Genomic DNA, 22621 nt, shown 5'->3' with positions numbered 1-22621 from the left:
GCGGCGACGGTGCGAGGACCGCTGGTGGGTACTACGGAGACCGGCACGCCGCTGCGGGTGCTCGTGGTCGACGACGACTTCAACGTGGCCTCCCTCCACCGCAGCTTCGTGGAGTCGACGGAGCACTTCACGGTGGTCGACGTGGTCCACACGGGGGCCGATGCCGTGGCGCGGGCCCGCGAGCTGGGGCCGGACCTCGTGCTGCTCGACATCTACCTGCCGGACATCTCGGGCCTCGAGGTGCTGCGACAGCTGCGGCAGGACGGGGAGGTCGACGTCGTCGTCATCTCCGCCGCCCGGGAGGTCGAGACGGTGCGTACGGCGATGGCCGGCGGGGTGCTGCACTACCTGGTCAAGCCGTTCACGCGGGCGGACCTCCAGGCGCGGCTCGAGGACTACCTCCGGCACCGGCGCCTCGTGCAGGACGCAGCCACCGAACCGATGAGCCAGGAGCAGGTGGACCGCCTTCTCGGCGGCGGACGAGCAACACCCCGCACGACGACGAACACTCAGCTCCCCAAGGGCCTCGCGCAACGGACCATGGAGATGGTGACCGAGGCACTGCGAGAGGTGGGCGGGCCGGTCTCCGCGGACGACGTGGCGGAGCGGGTCGGCATGTCCCGCGTGGCGGCGCGGAGGTACCTCGAGCACCTGGCGGCGACGGGTCGCGCGGAGGTCCGGCCGAGGTTCGGGCGGTCGGGGCGGCCGCAGCACCTCTACGAGGCGACGGGGTGACGCATAAGGCACCAACCTCTGCGGCGATCTTGATCGCCACACCACAGACTGAACTGTATGCACCGTCGCAACTCCACTTCACGCGCCGGATTCACGCAAACCGGGTATCAATGCGCCACACAGTGAAAGACTCGTGGCATGGAGGACGGACTCTACGAATCCCTCGGCACACGGAGACTTCTCAATGAGATCGCGAGCCTTGACGCACCAAAGGTCACATGGCAGAACATTGAGGACGCCGAACTACCTCACGTGCTTGCCCGACACGTGGGACAGCTAGTCGAGCACAAGCTACGGTCGGCAGACGGCGCCGAGCGCAACCAGTTAGCCAATCGACTCATCGATGCGATCGACCCTCAGGAGGTCGTCGATGAACCTCCCCGCCAGTTGCGCTACTTTCGGCGCCTCGCGAATCACACAAGTCCTGACGCACCAGCGCGCCCCGCAACGCCTCTCAGCGACGCGGCTCTCCTGACAAATGTGCGAGGTGAGCCAAGTCTCGGTGCCGAGCTACGCGCGGAACTGGCCTCGGCCGATCAGGTCGATCTGCTGTGTGCATTTGTCAAGTGGCACGGTCTGCGGGTGATCGAAGACAACCTTCGCGACCTGAGAGACCGAGGGATTCCATTTCGGGTCATCACTACGACCTACATGGGCGCCACTGAACGGCGCGCGATCGACCGTCTCGTGGAGGAGTTTGGCGCCGAGGTCCGAATCCACTACGATGAGGCAAAGACTCGACTTCACGCTAAAGCATGGTTATTTCATCGCAAATCCAAACTCGATACCGCGTACGTTGGCTCGTCCAACCTTTCCCGCAGCGCGCTACTTGACGGGCTCGAGTGGAACGTTCGCCTCTCGAATGTCGCCACACCCCATCTGATTCAGAAGTTCAATGGGACATTCGATACCTACTGGAACGACCCTACGTTCAGACCGTACGATCCCACCGACGAATCACAGCGAAACCAACTCGATCATGCACTCGCCGTGGCCGGCGGAAAAAAGATCGCTGGGGTCCAGAGCCTCAACCTTTCCGGACTCGACGTAAGGCCTTACGCCTTTCAGCAACATATCCTCGATGCCATCGAAGCCGAACGTGAGCTTCACGGCCGGCATCGTAACCTCGTCGTCGCGGCGACAGGAACTGGGAAAACTGTCGTCGCCGCCCTCGACTACAGGCGCCTCTCAAACGCGTCGACAAAAACCTATCCGAGTCTCCTGTTCGTTGCCCATCGAGCGGAAATACTGGAGCAATCCCGGCGTACCTACCAGGAAGTGCTCTCCGACCCAAATTTTGGAGAGCTATACGTCGCCGGCAACCGGCCCGAGCGCTGGAAACATGTCTTCGCCAGCGTTCAGTCGCTCCGTTCCACCGACGTTCGCACGGTCCCACCTAACGCGTTCGACATCGTCGTCATCGATGAGTTCCACCACGCCGCAGCCGCAAGCTACACAGCGCTGCTCGAACACCTGACGCCACGCGAGCTCCTCGGTCTGACTGCCACGCCCGAACGAGCTGACGGTTTCGACGTGCGTGGATTCTTTGGCGGGCGGACCGCAGCTGAATTGAGGCTGTGGGAAGCACTGGATGCTGGGATTCTGTCGCCCTTCCACTACTTCATGTGCTCGGACGGTACCGACCTGCGCGACGTTCCTTGGGTACGCGGTCGCTACGAACCGGCACAACTCGAGAACCTGTACACCGGAAACGATGCGCGAAGCCGCGTGATCCTTCGGGAGGTTCACGACAAGGTACTTGACGTCCACTCAATGCGCGCCCTTGGATTCTGCGTAGGCGTCGAGCACGCCAAGTACATGGCTCGGGTGTTCTCAGATCGAGGCATCAACGCCATTGCGCTCGACGGAAGCAGTACCGTTGAACATCGACGAGCTTCACTTGAACGCCTCCGTAGGGGCGAAGTTGACATCATATTTTCAGCCGACCTCTTCAATGAGGGGATCGACATACCTGACGTCGACACCATCCTCTTCCTGCGGCCGACCAGCAGTGCCACGATTTTCCTCCAGCAGCTCGGCAGAGGTCTGCGACAGCGCCCTGACAAGCCAGTTCTTACGGTCCTCGATTTCGTTGGCAACCAGCGGGAGGAGTTCAGGTTTGACCTTAAACTTCAGGCACTGACAGGGCGTCCTTTGCGGCGGCTCGAAAAAGATCTCGAGGACGGCTTTCCCTTCCTTCCCGCAGGTAGTCAAGTTGTCCTTGATCGACGCGCACAGGAGGTCGTGCTTCAAAGCCTCAGGTCACAAATCAATGCACGTTGGCCACATCTCGTTGCTCAACTCCGCGCACTCGATCCAGATATTGATCTTCCCAACTTCATCGATCGCACCGGATACACGCTTGCGACAATTCTTCGTAAAGGCAATCGCTCCTGGACTGAGCTGCGCCGCGAGGCGGGGCATCTCGAATCGCAAAGGTCGAACCTCGAGGCAGTACTCGCAAAGCGCCTACGCGCATTCACACACGTCGATGATCCCATTCGACACGAGGGCTACCAGCGGACACTTCGGGAAATCACAGAGGGCAGAGACGTAACTCTTGACGACAAACTGGCAGAGATGCTGTTCTTCTCGCTATGGCCGGGCGGTGGTGGCCATGCGAGCGTGGCGGAAGGTCTGCGAACCCTCGCAATGGAGCCTGAATTCGTCGACGAACTCAGGACCGTCATTGAGCTCGCGTACGAGTCCGCGCGCCGTCCGGTTGCGCCGACGCCCGGTCGACTCGCGACACTCCCCCTTCGTATCCATGCGCGATACCAGCGTGAAGAAGTTCTCGTGGCGCTCGGATACTCGTCACTTAGCCGCAAGCCCAACTCGTTCCGCGAGGGCGTACTCTACGAACCAAACCTCAACATCGATGCATTTTTCGTGACTCTCAACAAGACCGAAGAACGATACTCACCAACCACGATGTACCGGGACTTTCCGATCAGTCGTGAGCTCTTTCATTGGGAAAGCCAGTCAACTACCGGAGTAGAGTCACCCACCGGCAGAAAATACATTTCAGGATCGAGCACCGTACTACTTTTCGTTCGCAAAGAGAGGGAGGACGAGTTTGGCACGAGCCCATACATTTACCTTGGACCGGCTTCCTATGTCTCCCATTCCGGTGAGCGTCCGATCGCATTCACCTGGCGACTCGAGACTCCGATGCCAGCCGACATGTTCTCCTCGACCACTGTCGCGGCGAGCTAACTCGTCACCTCCACGCTGACCAATTGCTCTTCATACTCAGTACTCTCCCTTGGCACTCATGTCGGCCGAGTCCGTTCCGGCGCTCCGACCGCTCCCCGGCGCGATCACCTCACCGCCACCCGCGCGCACCGCCACCGCCAGCCCCTCGGGCGGCGGCGCGTCTGTCACCAGTCCGTTGACGTCGAACCACTCGCCGATGACGTACCGCCCCACCACGCCGTGCTTCGAGGAGTCCGCGAGGATGTAGGACCGCTCGCTGTTCCGCGCCACCGTGCGCTTGACCTCGACGTCGTCGAAGTCGAAGTCCGTCGGCCCGGCCGCGGCGTCCACGCCCCCGCAGCTGAGGAGCGCGAGATCGAAGTGCATCTGCCGGATGAACGAGTGCGTCGCGGTCCCGGACACCGACCACTCCCCCCGCCTCAACCGGCCCGGGGCGAGCACGAGCTCGGCGCCGGCACCGCGTCCGATCTCGTTCGCCACGAGCAGCGAGTGGGTGACGATCGTGCCCTCGAACGACGGTGCCAGGGCAGCGGCGGCCGCCTGACCGGTGGTTCCGACGTCGAGGAAGATTGACTGCCCCGGCCGCACGAGCGACCGCACCAGCTCGCCCACCACCCGCTTCTCGTCCGCGCGGATCCCGCTGCGCTGGTCGAACGACGGCTCGCTGCTGCGCTGCCTCGTGACCGACACGGCGCCGCCGTACACGCGCCGGAGCAGGCCCTCTTCCTCGAGACGGACGAGGTCCCGGCGCACGGTCTCCACCGAGACGCGCAGCGCACGGGAGAGCTCGAGAGTGGACACGGACGCCTGCGACTGGAGCGCCCGCACGATGTAGCGGTACCGCTGTTGGACGAGCACTCCGACCTCCGCACGTCGAACCGGTCAGGCCCGGTCACCACGTCGGCCCACCGGCACCGACGACCCCTGAAGTCCACAACATTCCACACAGGTTGCCCGCAAGTCCACACCGGCCCAGGCTCTCCGCAGTGCCCGATCTCGGGCGCACGGGACGAACCGGGCACCATCGTCCGGACCGCAACGACTCGAAGGGGTTGCATCGTGGCAATTCTGGCCCTGGACCAGGGAACCTCAGGATCGAAGGCGATCGTCGTCGACGCCGACGGCATCCACGCCGTCGTCGAGATCCCCATCCACCCGCAGTACCTCCCCGGCGGCGCCGTGGAGCAGGACCCCGAGGAGCTCTACGCCTCCGTCGTGGACGCCGGGAGGCAGGCGGTCGAGCAGGCCGGGAAGACCATCGACGGCGTCTCGCTAGCCAACCAGGGCGAGACCGTCCTCGCCTGGGACCCCGAGACCGGTGACCCGCTCACCACCTGCATCGTCTGGCAGGACCGCCGCGCCGAGTCCGTCGTCGAGCGCCTGCGCGAGCACTCCGAGGACGTCCACCGACGCACCGGGCTCGTCCTCGACTGCTACTTCACCGCCCCCAAGCTCACGTGGCTGCGCGAGAACCTCACCCGCGAGGGCGTCGTCACCACGACCGACACGTGGATGCTCCATCGCCTCACCGGCGAGTTCGTCACCGACGTCTCCACCGCATCGCGCTCCCTGCTCGTCGACGTCGACTCCGGCGAGTGGGACCCCCACCTCGTCGACCTCTTCGACCTGTCCGACGAGAAGCTCCCCCGGATCGTCGCCTGCGACGAGATCGTCGGCACCACCTCCGTCTTCGGCGCCGAGGTGCCCGTCGGCGGTCTCATCGTCGACCAGCAGGCCGCGCTGTTCGCCGAGGGCTGCCTCGAGCGCGGGCAGGCCAAGTGCACGTACGGCACCGGCGCGTTCATCCTCGTCAACATGGGTGAGACCGCCCCACGGTTCGACAACGGCCTCACCACCTCCGTCGCGTGGCGCCTGCGCGGCCGCACCTCCTACTGCTCGGACGGCCAGGTCTACACGGCCGCGTCCGCCGTGCGTTGGATGCAGGAGCTCGGCATCATCACCGGCCCCGCCGAGATGGACGAGATCGCCGCCGACGACACCGGCGGCGTCCTCTGCGCGCCCAGCTTCGCCGGCCTCGCCGCACCGTGGTGGAAGCCGGAGGCGGGGGCGTTCGTCGTCGGGATGACGCTCTCCACCGGGAAGCCCCAGATCGTCCGCGCCGTGCTCGACGGCATCGCCGCGCAGATCGCCGAGCTCGCCGACCTCACGCTCCCCGAGCTCGGCCAGCCGCTCACCCGGCTCCGGGTCGACGGCGGACTGACGAAGTCCGTGCGCCTCATGCAGTCGCAGGCCGACATGCTCCAGGCGCCGGTCGACACCTACCCCTCCGCGCACGCCACCGCCCTCGGTACGGCCGCCTGCATGCGGCTCGCACTGCACCCCGACTTGGCGGTCGAGGACGCGCCCTTCTCCTGGGAGCCCGAGGCCACCTACACCCCGGAGCGCACCCTCGAGGACGTCACCGAGTTCCGCACCTCGTGGCGGAACGCGGTCGAGACCACGATGGGACTCTGACCATGGGCATCAACGAGATCATCGTCGTCATCATGGCCGTCTTCCTCGTCATCGGCGGCCTCGACCGGGCGATCGGGAATCGGTTCGGCCTCGGCGAGCAGTTCGAGGAAGGCATCAACACGTTCGGGCCCCTGGCCCTGTCGATGGTCGGGATGATCTCCCTGGCCCCGATCCTGTCCAAGGTCCTCAACCCGGTCGTCGTGCCGATCTACGAGCTCCTCGGCGCCGACCCGGCGATGTTCGCCGGCTCCCTGCTCGCCAACGACATGGGCGGCTACCACCTCTCGATGGAGATGGCCCAGACCGAGGAGGCCGGCCTGCTCGCCGGCGCGATCCTCGCCGCCATGCTCGGCTGCACGGTCGTCTTCACCATCCCCGTCGGCCTCGGCATCGTCTCCGAGGGGAACCGCCCCTACTTCGCGTCCGGCGTGCTCGTCGGCGTCATCACGATCCCCGTCGGCGTGCTCGTCGGCGGACTCGTCGCCGGCTTCGACCTCATGCTCATCCTCAGCAACCTCGTGCCCATCGTCATCGCGGCACTGCTCATCGCGTTCGGCCTGTGGAAGTTCCCTGGCGCCATGACGCGCGGCTTCCTCCTGTTCGGCAAGTTCCTCGTCGCCATCATCTCGGTCGCCCTCGCGATCGGCTCCTTCGAGTTCCTCACCGGCTGGCAGATCATGCCGAGCGGGTGGGAGCTCGCCCCGGTGATGGACGGCCTCACCGTGGTCGCGCAGATCTGCCTGTTCCTCATGGGCGCGTTCCCGCTGATGTACCTCGTCACGAAGGTCGCGGCCAAGCCCCTGTCGAGCATGGGGCGCCTCCTCGGCGTCAACGACGTGGCCTCCGGCGGCCTCGTGATGTCGCTTGCCAACGCCATCCCCACCTTCAAGCTCATGGGCCAGATGGACCGGCGCGGCATCTTCATCAACACGGCGTGGTCGATCTCGGCGATGGCGCTCCTCGGTGACCACCTCGGCTTCACGGCCGGCGTCGCACCCGACATGATCACTCCCATGATCGTCGGCAAGATCGCCGCCGCGGTGTCCGCCACCGCGCTCGCCTACGCCATCTCGCTCAAGCGCTACCCGGCCTACGACGCGAGCACCGACTCCCTCGCCCTCGCCCAGGACCCGGCCACCGCTCGACAGGATGAGACATGACCGAGACCACCTACGACGTCGCGGTGATCGGCGCCGGCGTCGTCGGCGCCGCCATCGCCCGCCGTCTGTCAGGCACCACGGGCTCGGTCGTCATGATCGACGCCCGGGACGACGTCGGCGAGGGCACGACCAAGGCCAACACCGCCCTCCTGCACACGGGCTTCGACGCGAAGCCCGGCACGCTCGAGGCACGGCTCGTCGCCCGCGGCTACGAGCTGCTCACGGAGTACTGCGCGGCGGCGAACATCGGGCTCCGGAAGACCGGGGCGATCCTCGTGGCGTGGGACGAGGAGCAGGCCGAGTCGCTGCCCGGACTGCAGGCCAAGGCGGTGGACAACGGCTACCTCGCCTCGGAGATCATCGGTCCCGACGAGGTGTACGCCCGCCTCCCGAACCTCGGCCCGGGCGTCACCGGCGGGCTCACCGTCCCCGACGAGGCCGTCATCGACGCCTGGTCGGTTCCCCTCGCGTTCGCCACCGAGGCGGTCACGCGCGGCGCGACCTTCCTGCGCGAGCATCGCGTCGAGTCGGTCGAGGTCGGCCCCTCGACGACGACGATCCGCACCGACCGAGGCGACGTCACCGCCCGGTGGGTCGTCAACGCCGCCGGGCTCGGGGCGGACGCCGTCGACGAGATGCTCGGCTACTCCCGGCTCGACGTGCACCCGCGCAAGGGCGAACTGCTCGTCTACGACAAGCTCGCCGCACCGCTGGTCGACACGATCGTGCTCGCGGCCCCGTCGAAGGTCGGCAAGGGCGTGCTCATCAGTCCCACGATCTTCGGCAACATCATGCTCGGCCCCACCGCCGAGGACATGGAGGACAAGGCCGACACCTCGACCAGCGAGGACGGGTTCGAGTTCCTCCTGGAGAAGGGCCGCCGGATCATGCCCACGCTCTTGGACGAGGAGGTCACCGCCTCGTACGCGGGACTGCGCGCGGCGAACAACCAGTCCGACTACCTCATCGAGGTCGACGCCGAGCAGCGGTACGTCGTCGCGGCGGCCATCCGGTCGACCGGGCTCACCTCCGCGCCGGCGGTTGCCGAGCACGTGGTGGAGCTCCTCGAGGCCGCGGGGGCCGACCTCGAACTCGACGAGCGTAGCGGCCTGCCCGCCCCTCCGGTCATGCCGCCGCTCGGGGAGCACCAGGTGCGACCGTTCGCCGACGACGACCGCATCCAGCAGGACCCCGAGTACGGGACGGTCGTCTGCTTCTGCGAGCGTGTGACACGCGGGGAGATCCGCGACGCCATGGCGTCGACCGTCCCGCCGTGCAGTCTCCAGGGGCTGCGGCGCCGCACGCGGGCGATGAACGGGCGCTGCCAAGGCTTCTACTGCGGCGTCGAGGTCCAGCGACTCTTCGACGAGCACCACGCGTGCGGGATCACGACGGAGGCCGACGATGGCTGAGCTCCTCACCCCTACCGTCGCAATCATCGGCGGCGGACCCGGCGGCCTCAGCGCCGCAGCCGGGCTCGCGCCCCACCTCGACCAGGTCGTGGTCCTCGACCGCGAGCAGCAGGCCGGCGGCATCCCCCGGCACTCCGACCACCCGGGGTACGGGATCCGGGACCGGAAGCGCTTCATGTCCGGCCCCTCCTACGCGAAGACGCTCGTCGCGGACGCCCGCGCAGCGGGCGCCCAGATCCTCACCGGATGGACCGTGACCGGCTGGGCCGACGACGACACCCTCGAGGTCACCACGCCTCGTGGGCGCGTACTCGTTCGGCCGGACGTGTTCTGCTTTGCCACCGGTGCTCGCGAGCGCCCCCGCACCGCGCGGCTCGTCCCCGGCACCCGGCCGGCCGGCGTGCTCACCACGGGGCAGCTGCAGAACCTCGTCCACGTCCAGCACCAGAAGGTCGGCACGCGGGCGGTCGTCGTCGGCGCCGAGCTCGTCAGCTGGTCGGCGGTCATGACCCTCGCGGAGTCGGGGTGCCGCACGGAGGCACTCGTCTCCGAGCACCCGGTCGGCGAGTCGTACTCGCTCTTCCGGATCCCCGGCCGGGTCGCGTTCCGCACCCGTGTCGAGACGACGTCGAGGGTGGTGTCGATCCAGGGTCGCCGCCGCGTGACCGGGGTCGAGATCGAGGACACACGCACCGGTGACCGGAAGGTCCTCGAGTGCGACACCGTGGTGTTCACGGGCGACTGGATCCCGGACCACGAACTCCTGCGCTCGGCGGGCGTCGAGCTCGACCCCGCGAGCGGGTCCCCCGTCGTCGACGCCGCCATGCGCACCTCGAAGGAGAACGTCTTCGCGGTCGGCAACGTCAACCACCCTGTGGAGACCGCCGACGTCGTCGCGATCGAGGGCGCGGTCGCCGCTGAGCGGATCCTCGAGCACCTCGGCGGCCGACCGGCGCCCGAGGCGAGCGTCCGCCTCGTGGCGGACGACCCGATCAGGTGGGTGTCGCCGTCGCGGTGGGCTCCTGGCGGGCCGGCCCCGGCCCGGGACCGGCTCGTGTGCTGGGTGGACCGGCTCGTGCCGCGGCCGGTGGTCACGGCGTCCCAGGGTGGGCGTGAGGTCGCACGGCGAAGGCTCGCCTGGCCCGCGGCGCCCGGGCGGGCGTTCCGCATCCCGTCGTCGATGCTCGACAGCGTCGATGCCGCGGGCGGCGACGTCCGGATCTCGATCGACTGAGCCTGGTGGCCCGAGTGGTCTCGGCGGCCACGGTCGCCGGGACCGCCGGGTCACCGGGCCGTCAGGGCCCGCCCCGCCCGTCACACGTGCGCGATGTACCCCGCCAGCAGCGCCTGGATGAGGAACAGGTCCACGCCTCGGCCGAGCTTGCGCACGTACGGGTCCGCCTGGCTGCTCACCCAGAACTTCAGCTCGCCGTCGAGGTCCGCGGTGCCGGCGGTCTCGAGCGAAAACTGGGTGATCGCCCGGTAGGGCACCGAGTGGTAGTCGACCTTCGACCCGGTCACGCCCTGCACGTCGATGAGGATCACACGGTAGTTCGTGAACATGAACCGGTCGCGGATGGTCTTGTAGCCGAGCTCGAACTTCTCGCCGTGCGCGAGGATCCGGCCCCACTTCTCGTCCATCTCGGCCATGTCCATGACCGACGCGTTGTCGATGATCCGTCCGACAGCCACAAGCCGCTCCTTCGTCGTCGGGCTCCCTCTCGTCGCCCGCTGGCCTCGATCCTTCCGTGCCGGCCCGGTTCCCGGTAGTCGGCGGGCCCCCGGATCCGCCGGCTACGCGTCGCCCGGCACCGTCCACGGCCGCACGTCCTTCAGCCTGCGCCGCGCCGCCTCCCCACCTGTCTCCTCGAGAAGAGCACGGGGCCCGACGACGACGAGCAGCGTCGTCGCCCGCGAGATGCCCGTGTAGATCCGGTCCCGCGCCGGTGCGGCCTCGTGGACGCCGTTGAGGCACAGGACGATCGCCGGTCGCTCGAGCCCCTTGAAGCCCTGGACGGTCCCGTAGAAGACCTCCTCGCCCACGAAGAACTCCTCCCAGTACGCCTCGCGCGCCTCCTCCTCGTAGATGCTCGGCTGCATCGGGTGGCGCGACCCGGTGGTCAGGAGCGCGATCTGGCCGGCGGTGAAGCCGTCCGCGCCGTCGTCGGCGATGAGGGCGTCGACCACGTCGTCCGCCGCGTCCACGGCCTCCTCTGCGGGGACGTCCAGGTGGAGCACCGGCCGGCGGGCGCGGGCCTTCGGGCTGGTCGGCGTGGTGGCGAACGCCCCGGCGAGCTGGGCGATCTGCTTCGAGCTGCGCAGGTTGCGCACGAGCGAGACCGGCGGGAGGTCGATGGGGTCGCGGCCGTGGCGGGTGAACAGCTTCTGGCCGTCGTCGAGGAAGACGAACAGGCCGCCCTCGTCGCCGTCGCGCAGGCAGGCCGTGACCGCGTCCCACCAGGAGTCGCCGAAGTCCTGCGCCTCGTCGATGACGGCCACGTCGAAGCGCTCCTCGCGCGGCAGGGTCGCGGCGTTGGCGCGCAGGCTCTCCGGGAGCGCCTCCTCCCAGTACGACTGGTCGGTCCGGTCCCCCTCGGCGCCGCCCCAGAGGTGGGCGAGGTCGTGGAAGGTCCCGACGTAGGCCGGCCGGTCCTTCCGCGGCCACGTGGCGACCTCCCGCTCGAAGGACTTCGCGAGCCCCACGGTGTAGCACATGAGCGCGACCCGCTCGCCGTCGTGCGCGAGCTGGCGGGCCTTGCGCAGCGCGAGCACGGTCTTGCCGGTGCCCGCCCCGCCGATGACGCGGGCGCGCGGGAACTCACGGATCGCGTCGAGCACGTCCTCCTGCTCGGCGGTCAGCCGGCGGACCTCCTCGGCCTGGTCGGCGACCTGGAACTGCACCTCGTCCGGCACGAGCTCGGGGACGATCGCGCCGACGAGGGCGCGGGTGTCGTCGTCGTCGAGGGGACGCACGCCCCGACCGTGCAGGTTGGCCGCGACCGCGAGGCGCTCCGCGAGCCGGTCGAGGTCCCGGCGGCCCACGAGGCACTCGCGCGGCAGGCCGGGACGGTGCCAGTCCGCGGGCACGTCCACCGCCGGAAGCACGACGACGCTGACCCAGCGCGCCTGCGTCGCCCGCCTCGCCGCGGTCCCCCGGTCGCGCAGCCACTCGACGAGCCGGTGCCGGGCGTCGTTGACCTGGTCGGCCGGGTCCTCGATCGGCTGCGCCTCGCTGCGCCCGCGGCCGTTGCGCCACACGCCGTCGCGGTACTCGACCCACCCGCCCTTGACCTCGACCACGACGACGCCGACTCCCGGCCACAGCACGAGCAGGTCGACCTCGCGCTCGGTGCCCTGCTGCCGGACGGCGGTCGAGTGGAGGACCACGGCGTTCTCCGGGAGCTGGTCGCGGAGGGCGGACCAGACCGTCGCCTCGCCGTGGAGACCGGCCGTGAAACGCACGTCGTCGGGAATCATCGTGGCCATGTCGTCACGTTATCGGCGAGGTGCGACGTGTGCGGCCAGCCGGGGGCACGCCCGGCGGTAGGTCGGGGGTCCCGTCGACGCGGGGTGCTACCGGAGTAGCATCGCGGGTATGAAGGTCAGTGTGAGCATCCCCGACGACGACGTGCGCTTCCTCGACGAGTACGCCGCCCGCGCCGGGCTGTCGTCCCGCTCCGCCGCACTGCAGCGCGCCGTGCGATCGCTGCGCGCGCAGGAGCTCAGGCCCGAGTACGCGGCCGCCTTCGACGAGTGGGACGCGTCCGACGAGTCCGAGGCGTGGGACCGGGCGACCACGGACGGGCTGGGTGGGAACGGGCTCGGCGGGAGTGGGCTGGGCGATGAGGGTCTGAGCGGCGATGCAGCGCGGTGAGATCTGGCTGGCGGACCTCGAGCCGGTGCGGGGCGCGGAGGCGAACAAGGTCCGGCCTGTCGTCGTCGTCGGAAATGACGGGGCGACCTCGGCCGCGGTCGAGCGGGGGCACGGCGTCGTCACCGTGGTCCCGCTGACGACCAACGTGTCCTCCGTCTACTCGTTCCAGGTCCTCGTCCCCGCCGGCAGCTCGGGACTCCGCCGGGACTCGAAGGCGCAGGCCGAGCAGGTGCGGTCGATCGACGTACGCCGGCTCCGGGAGGCCGTGGGCAGGCTGCCGGCCGACCTGGAGAACAGGCTCGACGACGCCCTGCGGGTGCACCTCGGCCTGTGGTGACCGTGGGGGGTGTGCCGCCCGGTGAGCGGCGACACGGCGGAACGACGTCGCCGGTTGTCGGAGATCGTGCGCATGATGGACCCGTGCACGACTCCGGATCCACCCCCACGCCGTCCGACCCGACACCCTCCCCCGCCGTCAACGCCTGGACGATCGACTCCGACGCACTCTCCTACTACGTGGCCGCCTCCGCCGCCCGGACGATCGTCTCGCCCGGCCGCACCGACGGGTACGGCATCGCCATCGCCACCTCCTTCATGACCCCGCCGCTCGTGGTCCTCGTGGACGACCCCGTCACGCAGGCCGCCGAGGCCGTCACCCGCGCGAGCTGGGACACCGACGAGGAGGACGACGAGGAGGAGTGGGAGGTCGTCGTCCTCGAGGAGTGGGACTGGGACGACGACGAGGACGACCTCGACGAGTAGGCCGACCCTGTCCGGGCGCCCTGAACCGCACTCTCGACCAGAGGCGGGCCCTGAGCCGCAGTCGCCCCTTTCATCGAGATTGCGGTTGGGGCCCCAACCGCAATCTCGGCAACGACGAACCGCAATCTCGACGTGCACCAACCGCAATCTCGACGAAGAGTTGGTCGGTCAGGTCGTTGAGCGGCCCGCCGCGAAGATGCGCGTGACTGTCGACGACGCGCGGCGGATGTTCGCCCCGCCCTCGGCGAGCGCCGTGGGCAGGTCCGTCACGCCCGGCACGATCGGCACGAGCGCGGTGACCCCGTGGTCGAGCAGCACGGCGGCGTCGTCGGCGACCCGCCCGGCGAGCACCACGCACGGCACCCCCGCCCGCGCGGCCACGGCAGCCACCCCGGCGGGCGTCTTGCCGGACAGCGTCTGCGCGTCGACCGAGCCCTCGCCGGTGAGGACGAGGTCGGCGCCCGCCACGGCCTCCTCGAGCCCGACGGTCTCGACCACCAGCTCCACCCCGGGCCGCATCCGCGCCCCGAGGAACCCGATGAGTGCGTAGCCCAGGCCGCCCGCGGCCCCGGCGCCGGGTACGTGCGCGGCCCCGCCCTCGCCGGCGTGCCCGGCGACCTCGGCCACGCGGGCCAGGATCTCGTCCAGCTCCGTGACGAGCTCCGGCGTCGCGCCCTTCTGCGGACCGAACACCGCGCTCGCGCCGGCCTCGCCGAGCAGCGGGTTGCTCACGTCGCACGCGGCCTGCACCTGGACGTCTGCCAGGCGCTCGTCGAGCCCGGACAGGTCGATCTCGGCGAGCCGCGCCAGCTCGCGCGGGGTGGTGCCGATCTCGGCCCCGGACTCGTCGAGGAAGCGCGCGCCGAGAACGCGGAGCATGCCGGCGCCGGCGTCGTTGGTCGCGGAGCCGCCGAGGCCCACGACGATCTCGCCCGCCCCCTCGTCCAGCGCCGCGGCCACGAGCTCGCCCACCCCGGTGGAGTCCGCTCCCATGATGTCCCGCTCGCCGGGGTCGATCATCCCGAGCCCGACGGCGGTCGCCACCTCGAGCACGGCCCGCCGCCCGGCGATCGCGACCTGCCCGGTGGCCTGACGTCCGAGCGCGTCGCGCACGGGGACGTCGATCGTGCGGGCCCCGAGCGCGGCGGCGACGGACTCGGTGAAGCCCTCCCCGCCGTCGGACATCGGCAGCTCGCGCACCTCGGCGTCCGGCACGGCGTCGCGGATCCCGGCGGCCATGGCGGCGGCCGCGTCGGCGGCGTCGATCGACTCCTTGAACGAGTCGGGGGCGACGATCACGAGCATGCGGGAACTCCTTCGTCCGGGCAGGGGCGCCTCATGGCCCGCTCAGCCTACGGCGCCGCCGAAGAGCAGGCCGAGCGCGTACGTCACGGCGGCGGCGCCGTAGCCGATCGCGAGCTGGCGCAGCGCGCGCGGCAGGGGCGCGGAGCCGGAGAGGATGCCGACCACCGCGCCGGTCATCAGCAGCGCGACGCCGACGAGCGCGCTCGCCACCGCGACGGCCGCGAGCCCGGTCATGCCGAACAGGTAGGGCAGCACGGGGATGATCGCGCCGGAGGCGAAGAACAGGAAGCTCGACGACGCCGCCTGCCAGGCGGTCCCGACCTCCTCGTAGGCGGCCTCGGCCGGCCGGGGCTCGTCCTCCGCCGCGCCGGCGGCCGGCTGGTGCGCGTGGGCGGCGATGACGGCGCGGGCGTGCGCGTCGGCGTCCTCGGCGGACATGCCGCGGGCGCGGTAGAGCAGGGAGAGCTCGTTGGCGTCGACGTCGAGTGCCGGGACCACGTGGGCGCTGCGGGTGCTCGGCGTGGAGGACTCGAGGAGCTCGCGCTGGCTGCGCACCGAGACGTACTCGCCGGCGCCCATCGACAGCGCCCCCGCGAGCAGGCCGGAGATCCCGGTCGCGAGCACCACGGAGGTACTCACGCCGGTGGCGCCGATCCCGAGGACGAGCGCGAGGTTGGAGACCAGGCCGTCGTTGGCGCCGAACACCGCGGCCCGGAACGTGCCGGACATCCGGGCCCGACCGCGGGCGGCGAGCGCCCGGACCACCTCCCCGTGGACGCGCTCGTCGGCGGCCATCCGCTCTGTCGCGTCGGCGTCGTCGTCGTAGTTCGCCCTCAGCTCCGCGCGCTGGGCGAGCGCGAGGACGAACACCGACCCGAAGCTGCGGGCGAGCCAGGCGAGCAGGCGGCTGCGCATCGAGGCACGGCCGGGCCGCTCGGCATGGGGCCCGAGCAGGTCGAGCCAGTGCTGCTCGTGGCGCTTCTCGGCCTCGGCGAGCCCGAGGAGGATCTCGCGCTCCTCGCCGGTCTTCCGTTCGGCCAGGTTCCGGTAGGTCGCGCCCTCGGCACGCTCCTCGGCGAGGTTGTTTCGCCAGCGGCGGATCCGTGCGGGATCCGGCGCCCGCGCGGGCACGTCGGGACGGGACATGGTCATCACGATGCCCCATTGTGCTCCCGACGCGCCGGACACCTGTTGCGGGTCCGCACGAAGGGTGATGGGCTGGCTCACATGGCCAACACACCAGACAAGATCGTGTACACCGCCACCGCCACCAGCACCGGTGGCCGCACGGGGACCGGCGTCTCCGAGGACCCCCATCTCGAGCTCACCTTCACCTCGCCCAAGGACATGGGCGGCTCCGGCGAGGGGACCAACCCCGAGCAGCTCTTCGCCCTCGGCTACGGCGCCTGCTTCACCGGCGCGCTGGGCCTGGCCGGCAAGGAGAAGAACGTCGACGTCTCCGAGGCCACCGTCCGCACCAAGGTCGGCTTCGGCCCCGAGGGCGAGTCGTTCGCCCTCACCGTCGACCACGAGGTGCACATCCCCGGCCTCGGCATCGACGAGGCGCAGACCATCGTCGACCGCACCCACGAGCTGTGCCCCTACTCCAAGGCCACCCGGGGCAACGTCCCCGTGACGGTCACCGCCGTCGACTCGCTCTGACGCACCACCGTTGAAGGAAGGCCCCGCCATGTCCGTCCAGGTCGAACGGCACGAGATCGTCGGCACCGGACCGGACGGCGGGGCCTTCCCCAACAACACCTACCTGGTCGGTGACGAGCGCGAGGTCCTCGTCGTCGACCCCGCCCACGACGCCGACGCCGTGCGCGCCTGCGTCGGCGACCGGCGCGTGGTGGGCCTCGTCCTCACGCACGGCCACTGGGACCACGTCGGTCCCGCCCCCGAGCTCGCCCGCGAGTGGGGTGTCGAGCCGCTGCTCCACCTCGCCGACCGGTTCCTCTGGGAGGGCTCGCACCCCGACGTGGCCACAGGCGACCTCGCCGACCACCTGGTCCTCGACGTCGCGGGCTCGCAGGTCACCGTGGCGCACACGCCCGGCCACACGCCCGGCGCCTGCTCGTTCCTCGTGCCCGACGCCGCCACCGTGCTCACCGGCGACACGCTCTTCCCCGGCGGCCCGGGCGCCACCCGCTGGGACTACAGCGACTTCGACCAGATCATCACCTCGATCCGCAAGCGACTCCTCACCCTCGACCTGGCGTGGACGGTCGCGCCCGGGCACGGCGAGCCGACCACGGTGGGCGCCGAGGCCCCCGCGCTCGACTCATGGGAGGCGCGCGGCTGGTAGCCGTGCCTTTTTCATCGAAACTGCGGTTGGTGCACGCCGAGACTGCGGTGGGGAGCCGCACAACCCGTCGAGATTGCGGTTCGTCGTCGCCGAGATTGCGGTTGGGGCCCCAACCGCAATCTCGATGAGCGGGCGCGGCGCCACCCCGGCTGGTCGAGCGGGGGTTCGTGCACCAACCGCAGTTTCGATGAATGCGCTCGAGAGTGCGGATCAGAGGTCGGACCTGTCACCGGGTCGGCTCACAGCCACGGTCCGACGACGAACGGCGCTGTTCGTCGTCGTGCCCCGGTTGTAGGTTGGATCACATGTCCTCGGGAGCGCGGTCCATCGACAACACGGTGAGCGACGAGAAGGTGCGCGAGGCGACGGGCCGCCCGCGCGAGGAGTGGTTCGCGCTCCTCGACGCCGAGGACGCCGCCACCTGGGACCACACCCGCATCGCGACGTGGCTGCGCGAGGAGCACGACGTCGACGGGTGGTGGGCGCAGGGCGTGACCGTCGCGTACGAGCAGGCGCGCGGCCTGCGCGAACCCGGGCAGCGGCGCGACGGGGGCTGGGAGGCGTCGGCGTCGAAGACGCTGTACGTCACGGCCGATGACCTGTGGCCCTACCTCGCCGAGAAGTCGCTGCGGAACGACTGGATGGAGAAGCACCTCGAGGTCACGGGGCAGACCGAGCCGACGTCGGTGCGCTTCGCCGACGGCGACGAGCGGGTCACCCTGCGCATCGACCGGCTCGAGCCGAGCGCCGACGGCCGGCACCGGGTGCGCTTGTCCGTCCAGCACACGGGGCTCGCGTCGGGCGACGCGATCCCCGAGCTCAAGTCGACCTGGAAGACGGCGTTCGCCCGTCTCGCGGACCTGCTCTCGGCCGCCTGAGGGGCGCCTGATCGTCAGCCGAGCCGCCCCTGCCAGGCGCCGGCGAGCGACGCGAGCTCGAACCCGACGGCGTGGTTGACGTCGAGCATGTGCCGGTTCTCGAACGCGTTCCACGTGTGGATCCGCTCGACCGCGGGGAACTGCTCGAGCAGGGCGAGCTGGTTGGCGAGCTTGACCACGGTCCCGAGGCGGCGGCCGCGGTGCTCCTTCATCACGAGCGTCTCGTCCTGCCACGCGGCGGGCCGGCCGATCGGGATCGACAGCTTGGTAAAGGCGACGAGCACGCCGGTGGTCGTGTCGCGCACCGCGGAGTGCAGGAAGGTGCGCCCGCCGGACACCAGCCGCGCGGCCTCGGTGGTCCGCACGCGGTCCGCGTCCCAGGCCTCCTCCTCCCACTCGAGCCCGCCGAGCGGCACGTCGGTGCTCATCCGGCGCATGAGCTCGGCGACGTGGGCGAGCTCGGCCTCCGGGGTCGCGCCCGCCCAGGTGACGATCTCGTCCGTGGGCGCCATCCGGGCGCGCGCGGCCTCCAGCAGGTCGCGCCAGTTGTCGGCCCGACCCGCCAGGTGGACGACCGAGTGGCGCTCGATCTGCTCGAGAACGAGCCCGCGGTCGATCGCGAAGCGGGCCGGCAGGTCGCGGGCGATCGCCCCCTCGCTCTTCGTCGGGCGCAGGGGTTCCTCGCCGTCGACCGGCGCCTCGTGGTCCACCCACGCCTGGGCGGTGGTGCGGCCGTCCGCCCGGGCGATCGTCGTCCCCGCCCGCCACAGCGCGTCCCCGATCCCGCGGCGCCGGTGCGGGGCGCGGACGTAGACCTCCACGCCGCACGAGGTGGTGTTGTCGAGCAGGTCGAGGTCGAGGGCGAGGTACCCGACGACGTCGTCCGTCCCCGGCCCGGGGTCCTCGGCGCCGGCGGCCACCGCAGCGGGTGTCGCGGTCGCGCCGTCCGCGGCCAGCCGGTCGGCGGCCGGCCCCGTGGCGGCGACGATCCCCACCCGGAGGACCGAGGTCTGGTCGGCGTACGTCCGCAGGCGGGTACCGGGGTCGCCGAGCAGGTCCGTGTCGCCGAGCCGCTCGAGGAGGTACTCGCCGTCGATCTCGGTCAGGGCGCGGAAGGCGGCCGACGGCGCGGCGCCGGCGTCGAGCTCCTCGGCCGCGGGCGCCGCGAGGTGGAACAGGTGGACGTCCGCGGGCAGCCCCGCCGGCCGCTCGACCGTCACACGTGCGTCGGTGGAAGTCATGCGGGAAGGATGGCGCCGGCGGGCGCGCGCCCGCACGCGATTTTTCCCCCGACGACGCCGCCACCGCGTTCGCACCCACCGCCTCGGCGGCCCGACCCCGTCTCGTCGTCGAGAGTGCGGCTCAGTGCCGCGCAAAGGTCATCCGCTCACTCGCCAGATCTGCGGCCGGACGCTCAGCCGACCGGCTCGACCCGCACGACAAGTGCGCGGTGCGTGGCCCGTCCGACGTCGAAGACCGCGCCCTCGGCGACCCGGTAGCTGGCCTCGTCGACGAGGATGCGGTCGATCGGCGAGCCGAAGAACCACGGGATGTTCGCGGGCCACGTGGCCACGCCGCCGAGGCCGGCCTCCTGGGCGCCGTCGACGCAGCGGCCGAGGTCCCGGGCGGGCGCGTGGTCGACGGTCGCGTTGAGCCCGCCGGCCACGACGACCGGGCCGGAGCCGGTGCGGCACCAGGTCAGCGCCTGCTCGACCTCCTGGCGCCACACGTCCATCTCGTCCGGCCGGGGCGCGGTCGGGTGGACGGCGACGATCGTCGGCCCGACCCCGGAGACGGGGCGCAGGGCGAATGCCTCGGCGGTCGGCTCGGCGTCGACAGGGACGTAGCCGCCGAGGGAGTCGGCGAGCAGGACGGCCGTGGCGCCCCGGTCCTCGGTGGCGGACCCCGCCCCGTAGGCGGTGAACGGGTGCCCGGACTCGGTGAGCTCGGCGGCGAGCGCCGTCGCGTTCTCCTCGAGCATCTCGGGCAGGACGACGACATCGACGCCCTGGTCGACGATCGGTGCGGAGAGGTCGGACGGCTCGACGTCGCCCTCCTCCATGTTGACCGTGAGGATCGTCAGGGCGGCGTCGGGCGCGGCGGCCGTGTCGTCGGTGCGGCTGATCTCCGTGGCCGCCGACGTGCCACGGTCGAACATGATCGCGAGGTGGCCGATCGCGACGACCACGAGGATGCCGCCGAGCACCATGATCGCCGTGCCCGCCTGGATGAGCTGGCGCCGCACGAGTCCGATGCCGACGAACAGGACCCCGATCACCGCGAGGGTGAGGACGAGCCAGCCCTTGAGCGCGACCACCTGGGCGATCGGTGCGATCCCGGAGAGCCCCTCAAGGGGAGGGACGATCCGCCCGGGCAGCTCGGGATCAAGCGTGAGGGCGGCGAGGAGCCCGATCACCGCGACGACGATCCAGATGACGATGCGCACGGGGTCAGTGTCCCGTACCCGCGCGCGGGGGTCCGCAGGAACGGGGTCTCGAACCGGTCACGCGCCCCTCCCCCGTCGTCGAGATTGCGGTTCGTCGTCGTCGAGATTGCGGTTGGGAGCCGCCACGGTGGTCGAACGCGCGGTTCGTCGTCGTCGAGGGTGGTGGTCGTCGTCGTCGAGGGTGGTAGTCGTCGTCGTCGAGATTGCGGTTGGGAGCCGCCACGGTGGTCGAACGCGCGGTTCGTCGTCGTCGGGGGTGGTGGTCGTCGTCGTGCCCGGATATCGGGTTCAGCGCGACCGGGCGTCCGAACCTTCGCCGCCCGGCACGCGCGGCACGCTGGTCTCCGCGGCGGTGACGAGCCGCACCTCGACGACGACGGCCCGGTGGTCCGACCCGCCGACCTCGTCCACCGTGCCCGAGACCCCGCGCAGCCCTCCCGCGACGAGGACGTGGTCGATCGCGGCGCCGGCCCAGGTCGGCCAGGAGGTCGGCCACGTGGCGATCCCCCCGATCCCGGCGTCGACGCCCGCGGCGTGGCAGCGGCCGCCCGGGTCGTCGATGCCGACCAGCGTGCCGTGGTCGAGCGTCATGTTGAGGTCACCGGCGATGACGGTGGGCCGCGCTGCCCGCTGGCAGGTACCGAGGATCGCGAGGTTCTCCTGGCGCCAGGCCGCCATGTTGCCGCTCACGGGCGGGATCGGATGCGCGGCGACGAGGGCAGGCTGGTCGGGGTCGTCGCTGACCGGGTCGAGGTGGACGCGCCCGAATCCGCCGGTGGTCGCGCCGGTCAGCTGCTCGTACGGCCCGAGCGCGTCCGCCACCACCAGGGAGGTCGACCCGGTGGGGCCGGACCCGTCGGTGTAGGACGTGAAGCCCTCACCGAGGCGCTGCTCGAGTCCGTCGCTGATCTGCACGGCCAGCTCGGCGGTCGTCTCGGGCAGGGCGAGGACGTCGGCGCCGGTGGCCACGGCATGCGCGACGACGTCGGACGGCGAGCTCGCCCCGCCGAGCGTGTTGAGCGTGAGGACGGTGAAGGAGGCAGGGGTCGGCGGGTCGTCCGAGACCGGTCCGAGCCCGCCGGACGTGCCCCGATCGGCGAGCGCCAGCCCGTGCGCGACGCCGGAGAGCGCGGTGACGACGCCGCCCACCAGCACCACGGTCACCGCGGTGGTCATGCGCGCGGTCCGGCGCCGGCCCCCGGGTCCGTCCGCCGAGTTCACCCGCGTCCGACGACCCCTGGTGTAGACGACGAGCCCCGCCGCGAGCGCGATCGCCAGCCCGAGCCCCACGAGTACGGCGGCGAGGACACCCTTGAGCGCGACCACCTGCGCCACCGGGATCCGCTCGCTCAGCCACAGGGGGCGCAGCGAGTACAGGCTCGCGAGCGCGACGAGCACCGCCGCGACCACGGCAATCACCCTCGCCCCCCTGCGCATACCTTCCATCGTCGGTCACGGCACCGTGGTCGAGCCACCCCCGGGCGGGGAGTCCGACCCGGGGTAGCGGTCCCCGTTCCCGGGGTTGGCGTAGAGAGTGCGGCTGAGCGGCGGGGGGTTCGTCGTCGAAGGGGTTGTTCGTCGTCGAAGGGGTTGTTCGTCGCCGAGGAGTCGGTTCCCCGCCGAGAGTGCAGCTCAGCCGGCGTGCGGCTCAGCGCCGAGCAGTCAGTCAACGCACCGGGGAGTCGGTTCCCCGCCGAAGAGTCGGTCAACGCTCCGAGAGTGCAGCTCAGCCGGCGTGCGGCTCAGCGCCGAGCAGTCAGTCAACGCACCGGGGAGTCGGTTCCCCGCCGAAGAGTCGGTCAACGCTCCGAGAGGGCAGCTCAGCCGGCGTGCGGCTCAGCGCCGAGCAGTCAGTCAACGCACCGAGGAGTCGGTTCCCCGCCGAGGAGTCGGTCAACGCACCGAGACGTCGGGCGGCAGGGGTCCTTTCGAGACACAAACCGACTGTTCGACACACCAACCCTCTGTTCGGCACACAACCCGACTGTTCGGCACGGATCCCGCTCCCTCGGCGCACAGCTTGCCCCCGACGAGCCCAGTGCGCCCCTCG

General features: G+C 70.5%; 20 protein-coding genes. 12 read left to right on the top strand and 8 right to left on the bottom strand.

Annotated elements, in window-relative coordinates; all coding sequences use genetic code 11:
- Window positions 1–24: 24 nt before the first annotated feature.
- On the top strand, window positions 25–735 hold the full coding sequence (locus ACZLMO_RS12575) for a response regulator (RefSeq protein ID WP_463653942.1): 711 nt from the start codon (window positions 25–27) through the stop codon (window positions 733–735).
- A 138-nt stretch (window positions 736–873) separates the two neighbouring features.
- A complete protein-coding gene (locus tag ACZLMO_RS12570) occupies window positions 874–3951 on the top strand; it encodes a DUF3427 domain-containing protein (protein WP_463653941.1) in 3078 nt (1025 codons plus the stop codon).
- 36 nt (window positions 3952–3987) lie between these two features.
- Here ACZLMO_RS12570 and ACZLMO_RS12565 read toward each other — a convergent pair whose 3' ends face one another.
- On the bottom strand, window positions 3988–4809 hold the full coding sequence (locus ACZLMO_RS12565; protein WP_463653940.1) for a DeoR/GlpR family DNA-binding transcription regulator: 822 nt from the start codon (window positions 4807–4809) through the stop codon (window positions 3988–3990).
- 198 nt (window positions 4810–5007) lie between these two features.
- Between ACZLMO_RS12565 and ACZLMO_RS12560 the strand changes: the two genes are divergently transcribed.
- From ACZLMO_RS12560 to ACZLMO_RS12545, 4 genes are read left to right on the top strand one after another with little or no spacing between them, the layout of a single operon-like run.
- Entirely contained in the window at window positions 5008–6426 is a 1419-nt protein-coding gene (locus tag ACZLMO_RS12560) for an FGGY family carbohydrate kinase (protein WP_463653982.1), read from the top strand.
- A 2-nt stretch (window positions 6427–6428) separates the two neighbouring features.
- Window positions 6429–7586 carry an ethanolamine utilization protein EutH gene (locus ACZLMO_RS12555; protein ID WP_463653939.1) on the top strand — a complete coding sequence of 386 codons (1158 nt, stop codon included), beginning with the start codon at window positions 6429–6431 and terminating at the stop codon, window positions 7584–7586.
- A complete protein-coding gene (locus tag ACZLMO_RS12550; RefSeq protein WP_463653938.1) occupies window positions 7583–8998 on the top strand; it encodes an FAD-dependent oxidoreductase in 1416 nt (471 codons plus the stop codon). The genes ACZLMO_RS12555 and ACZLMO_RS12550 overlap by 4 nt, the downstream gene beginning before the upstream one ends.
- Window positions 8991–10232, top strand: a complete 1242-nt coding sequence (locus ACZLMO_RS12545; protein ID WP_463653937.1) for an NAD(P)/FAD-dependent oxidoreductase — start codon at window positions 8991–8993, stop codon at window positions 10230–10232. The genes ACZLMO_RS12550 and ACZLMO_RS12545 overlap by 8 nt, the downstream gene beginning before the upstream one ends.
- A gap of 80 nt (window positions 10233–10312) precedes the next feature.
- On the opposite strand, the gene ACZLMO_RS12540 is transcribed toward ACZLMO_RS12545, so the two are convergent.
- Complete coding sequence (locus tag ACZLMO_RS12540) at window positions 10313–10690, bottom strand: PH domain-containing protein (RefSeq protein WP_463653936.1); 378 nt, start codon at window positions 10688–10690, stop codon at window positions 10313–10315.
- 102 nt (window positions 10691–10792) lie between these two features.
- Window positions 10793–12484, bottom strand: a complete 1692-nt coding sequence (locus ACZLMO_RS12535; protein ID WP_463653935.1) for an NERD domain-containing protein — start codon at window positions 12482–12484, stop codon at window positions 10793–10795.
- Window positions 12485–12593: 109 nt separating this feature from the next.
- On the opposite strand from ACZLMO_RS12535, the gene ACZLMO_RS12530 reads away from it, so the two are divergent.
- The 3 genes from ACZLMO_RS12530 to ACZLMO_RS12520 all read left to right on the top strand — a co-directional run bounded on the left by ACZLMO_RS12530 (window position 12594) and on the right by ACZLMO_RS12520 (window position 13634).
- On the top strand, window positions 12594–12872 hold the full coding sequence (locus ACZLMO_RS12530) for a ribbon-helix-helix domain-containing protein (RefSeq protein ID WP_463653934.1): 279 nt from the start codon (window positions 12594–12596) through the stop codon (window positions 12870–12872).
- Entirely contained in the window at window positions 12859–13209 is a 351-nt protein-coding gene (locus ACZLMO_RS12525) for a type II toxin-antitoxin system PemK/MazF family toxin (RefSeq protein ID WP_463653933.1), read from the top strand. The genes ACZLMO_RS12530 and ACZLMO_RS12525 overlap by 14 nt, the downstream gene beginning before the upstream one ends.
- Before the next feature lie 83 nt (window positions 13210–13292).
- Complete coding sequence (locus ACZLMO_RS12520; RefSeq protein WP_463653932.1) at window positions 13293–13634, top strand: hypothetical protein; 342 nt, start codon at window positions 13293–13295, stop codon at window positions 13632–13634.
- Window positions 13635–13802: 168 nt separating this feature from the next.
- Here the strand turns inward: ACZLMO_RS12520 and ACZLMO_RS12515 are convergent, their stop codons facing one another.
- Entirely contained in the window at window positions 13803–14939 is a 1137-nt protein-coding gene (locus ACZLMO_RS12515; protein WP_463653931.1) for a glycerate kinase family protein, read from the bottom strand.
- 42 nt (window positions 14940–14981) lie between these two features.
- On the bottom strand, window positions 14982–16091 hold the full coding sequence (locus ACZLMO_RS12510) for a VIT1/CCC1 transporter family protein (RefSeq protein ID WP_463653981.1): 1110 nt from the start codon (window positions 16089–16091) through the stop codon (window positions 14982–14984).
- 75 nt (window positions 16092–16166) lie between these two features.
- Here ACZLMO_RS12510 and ACZLMO_RS12505 point away from each other — a divergent pair, with 75 nt between their 5' ends.
- The 3 genes from ACZLMO_RS12505 to ACZLMO_RS12495 all read left to right on the top strand — a co-directional run bounded on the left by ACZLMO_RS12505 (window position 16167) and on the right by ACZLMO_RS12495 (window position 18125).
- Window positions 16167–16601 (top strand): Ohr family peroxiredoxin, encoded by a 435-nt coding sequence (locus ACZLMO_RS12505; RefSeq protein ID WP_425715904.1) that lies wholly within the window; start codon window positions 16167–16169, stop codon window positions 16599–16601.
- Window positions 16602–16629: 28 nt separating this feature from the next.
- Window positions 16630–17247 carry an MBL fold metallo-hydrolase gene (locus ACZLMO_RS12500; protein ID WP_425715903.1) on the top strand — a complete coding sequence of 206 codons (618 nt, stop codon included), beginning with the start codon at window positions 16630–16632 and terminating at the stop codon, window positions 17245–17247.
- Between the two features lie 305 nt (window positions 17248–17552).
- Entirely contained in the window at window positions 17553–18125 is a 573-nt protein-coding gene (locus ACZLMO_RS12495) for a DUF4287 domain-containing protein (protein ID WP_425715716.1), read from the top strand.
- A gap of 14 nt (window positions 18126–18139) precedes the next feature.
- On the opposite strand, the gene ACZLMO_RS12490 is transcribed toward ACZLMO_RS12495, so the two are convergent.
- From ACZLMO_RS12490 to ACZLMO_RS12480, 3 genes are all read right to left on the bottom strand, one after another.
- The gene (locus ACZLMO_RS12490; RefSeq protein ID WP_425715715.1) at window positions 18140–19366 is read right to left on the bottom strand and encodes a GNAT family N-acetyltransferase; all 1227 of its coding nucleotides are present in this window, start codon (window positions 19364–19366) and stop codon (window positions 18140–18142) included.
- Between the two features lie 173 nt (window positions 19367–19539).
- Window positions 19540–20571, bottom strand: a complete 1032-nt coding sequence (locus ACZLMO_RS12485) for an endonuclease/exonuclease/phosphatase family protein (protein WP_425715714.1) — start codon at window positions 20569–20571, stop codon at window positions 19540–19542.
- Between the two features lie 288 nt (window positions 20572–20859).
- A complete protein-coding gene (locus tag ACZLMO_RS12480; protein ID WP_463653930.1) occupies window positions 20860–22008 on the bottom strand; it encodes an endonuclease/exonuclease/phosphatase family protein in 1149 nt (382 codons plus the stop codon).
- Between the last annotated feature and the right edge of the window lie 613 nt (window positions 22009–22621).

The organism is Georgenia sp. G2120, from assembly GCF_055326485.1.
The sequence above is the reverse complement of the archived record's forward strand: the minus strand, read 5'-3'. Positions and strand labels throughout refer to the sequence as shown.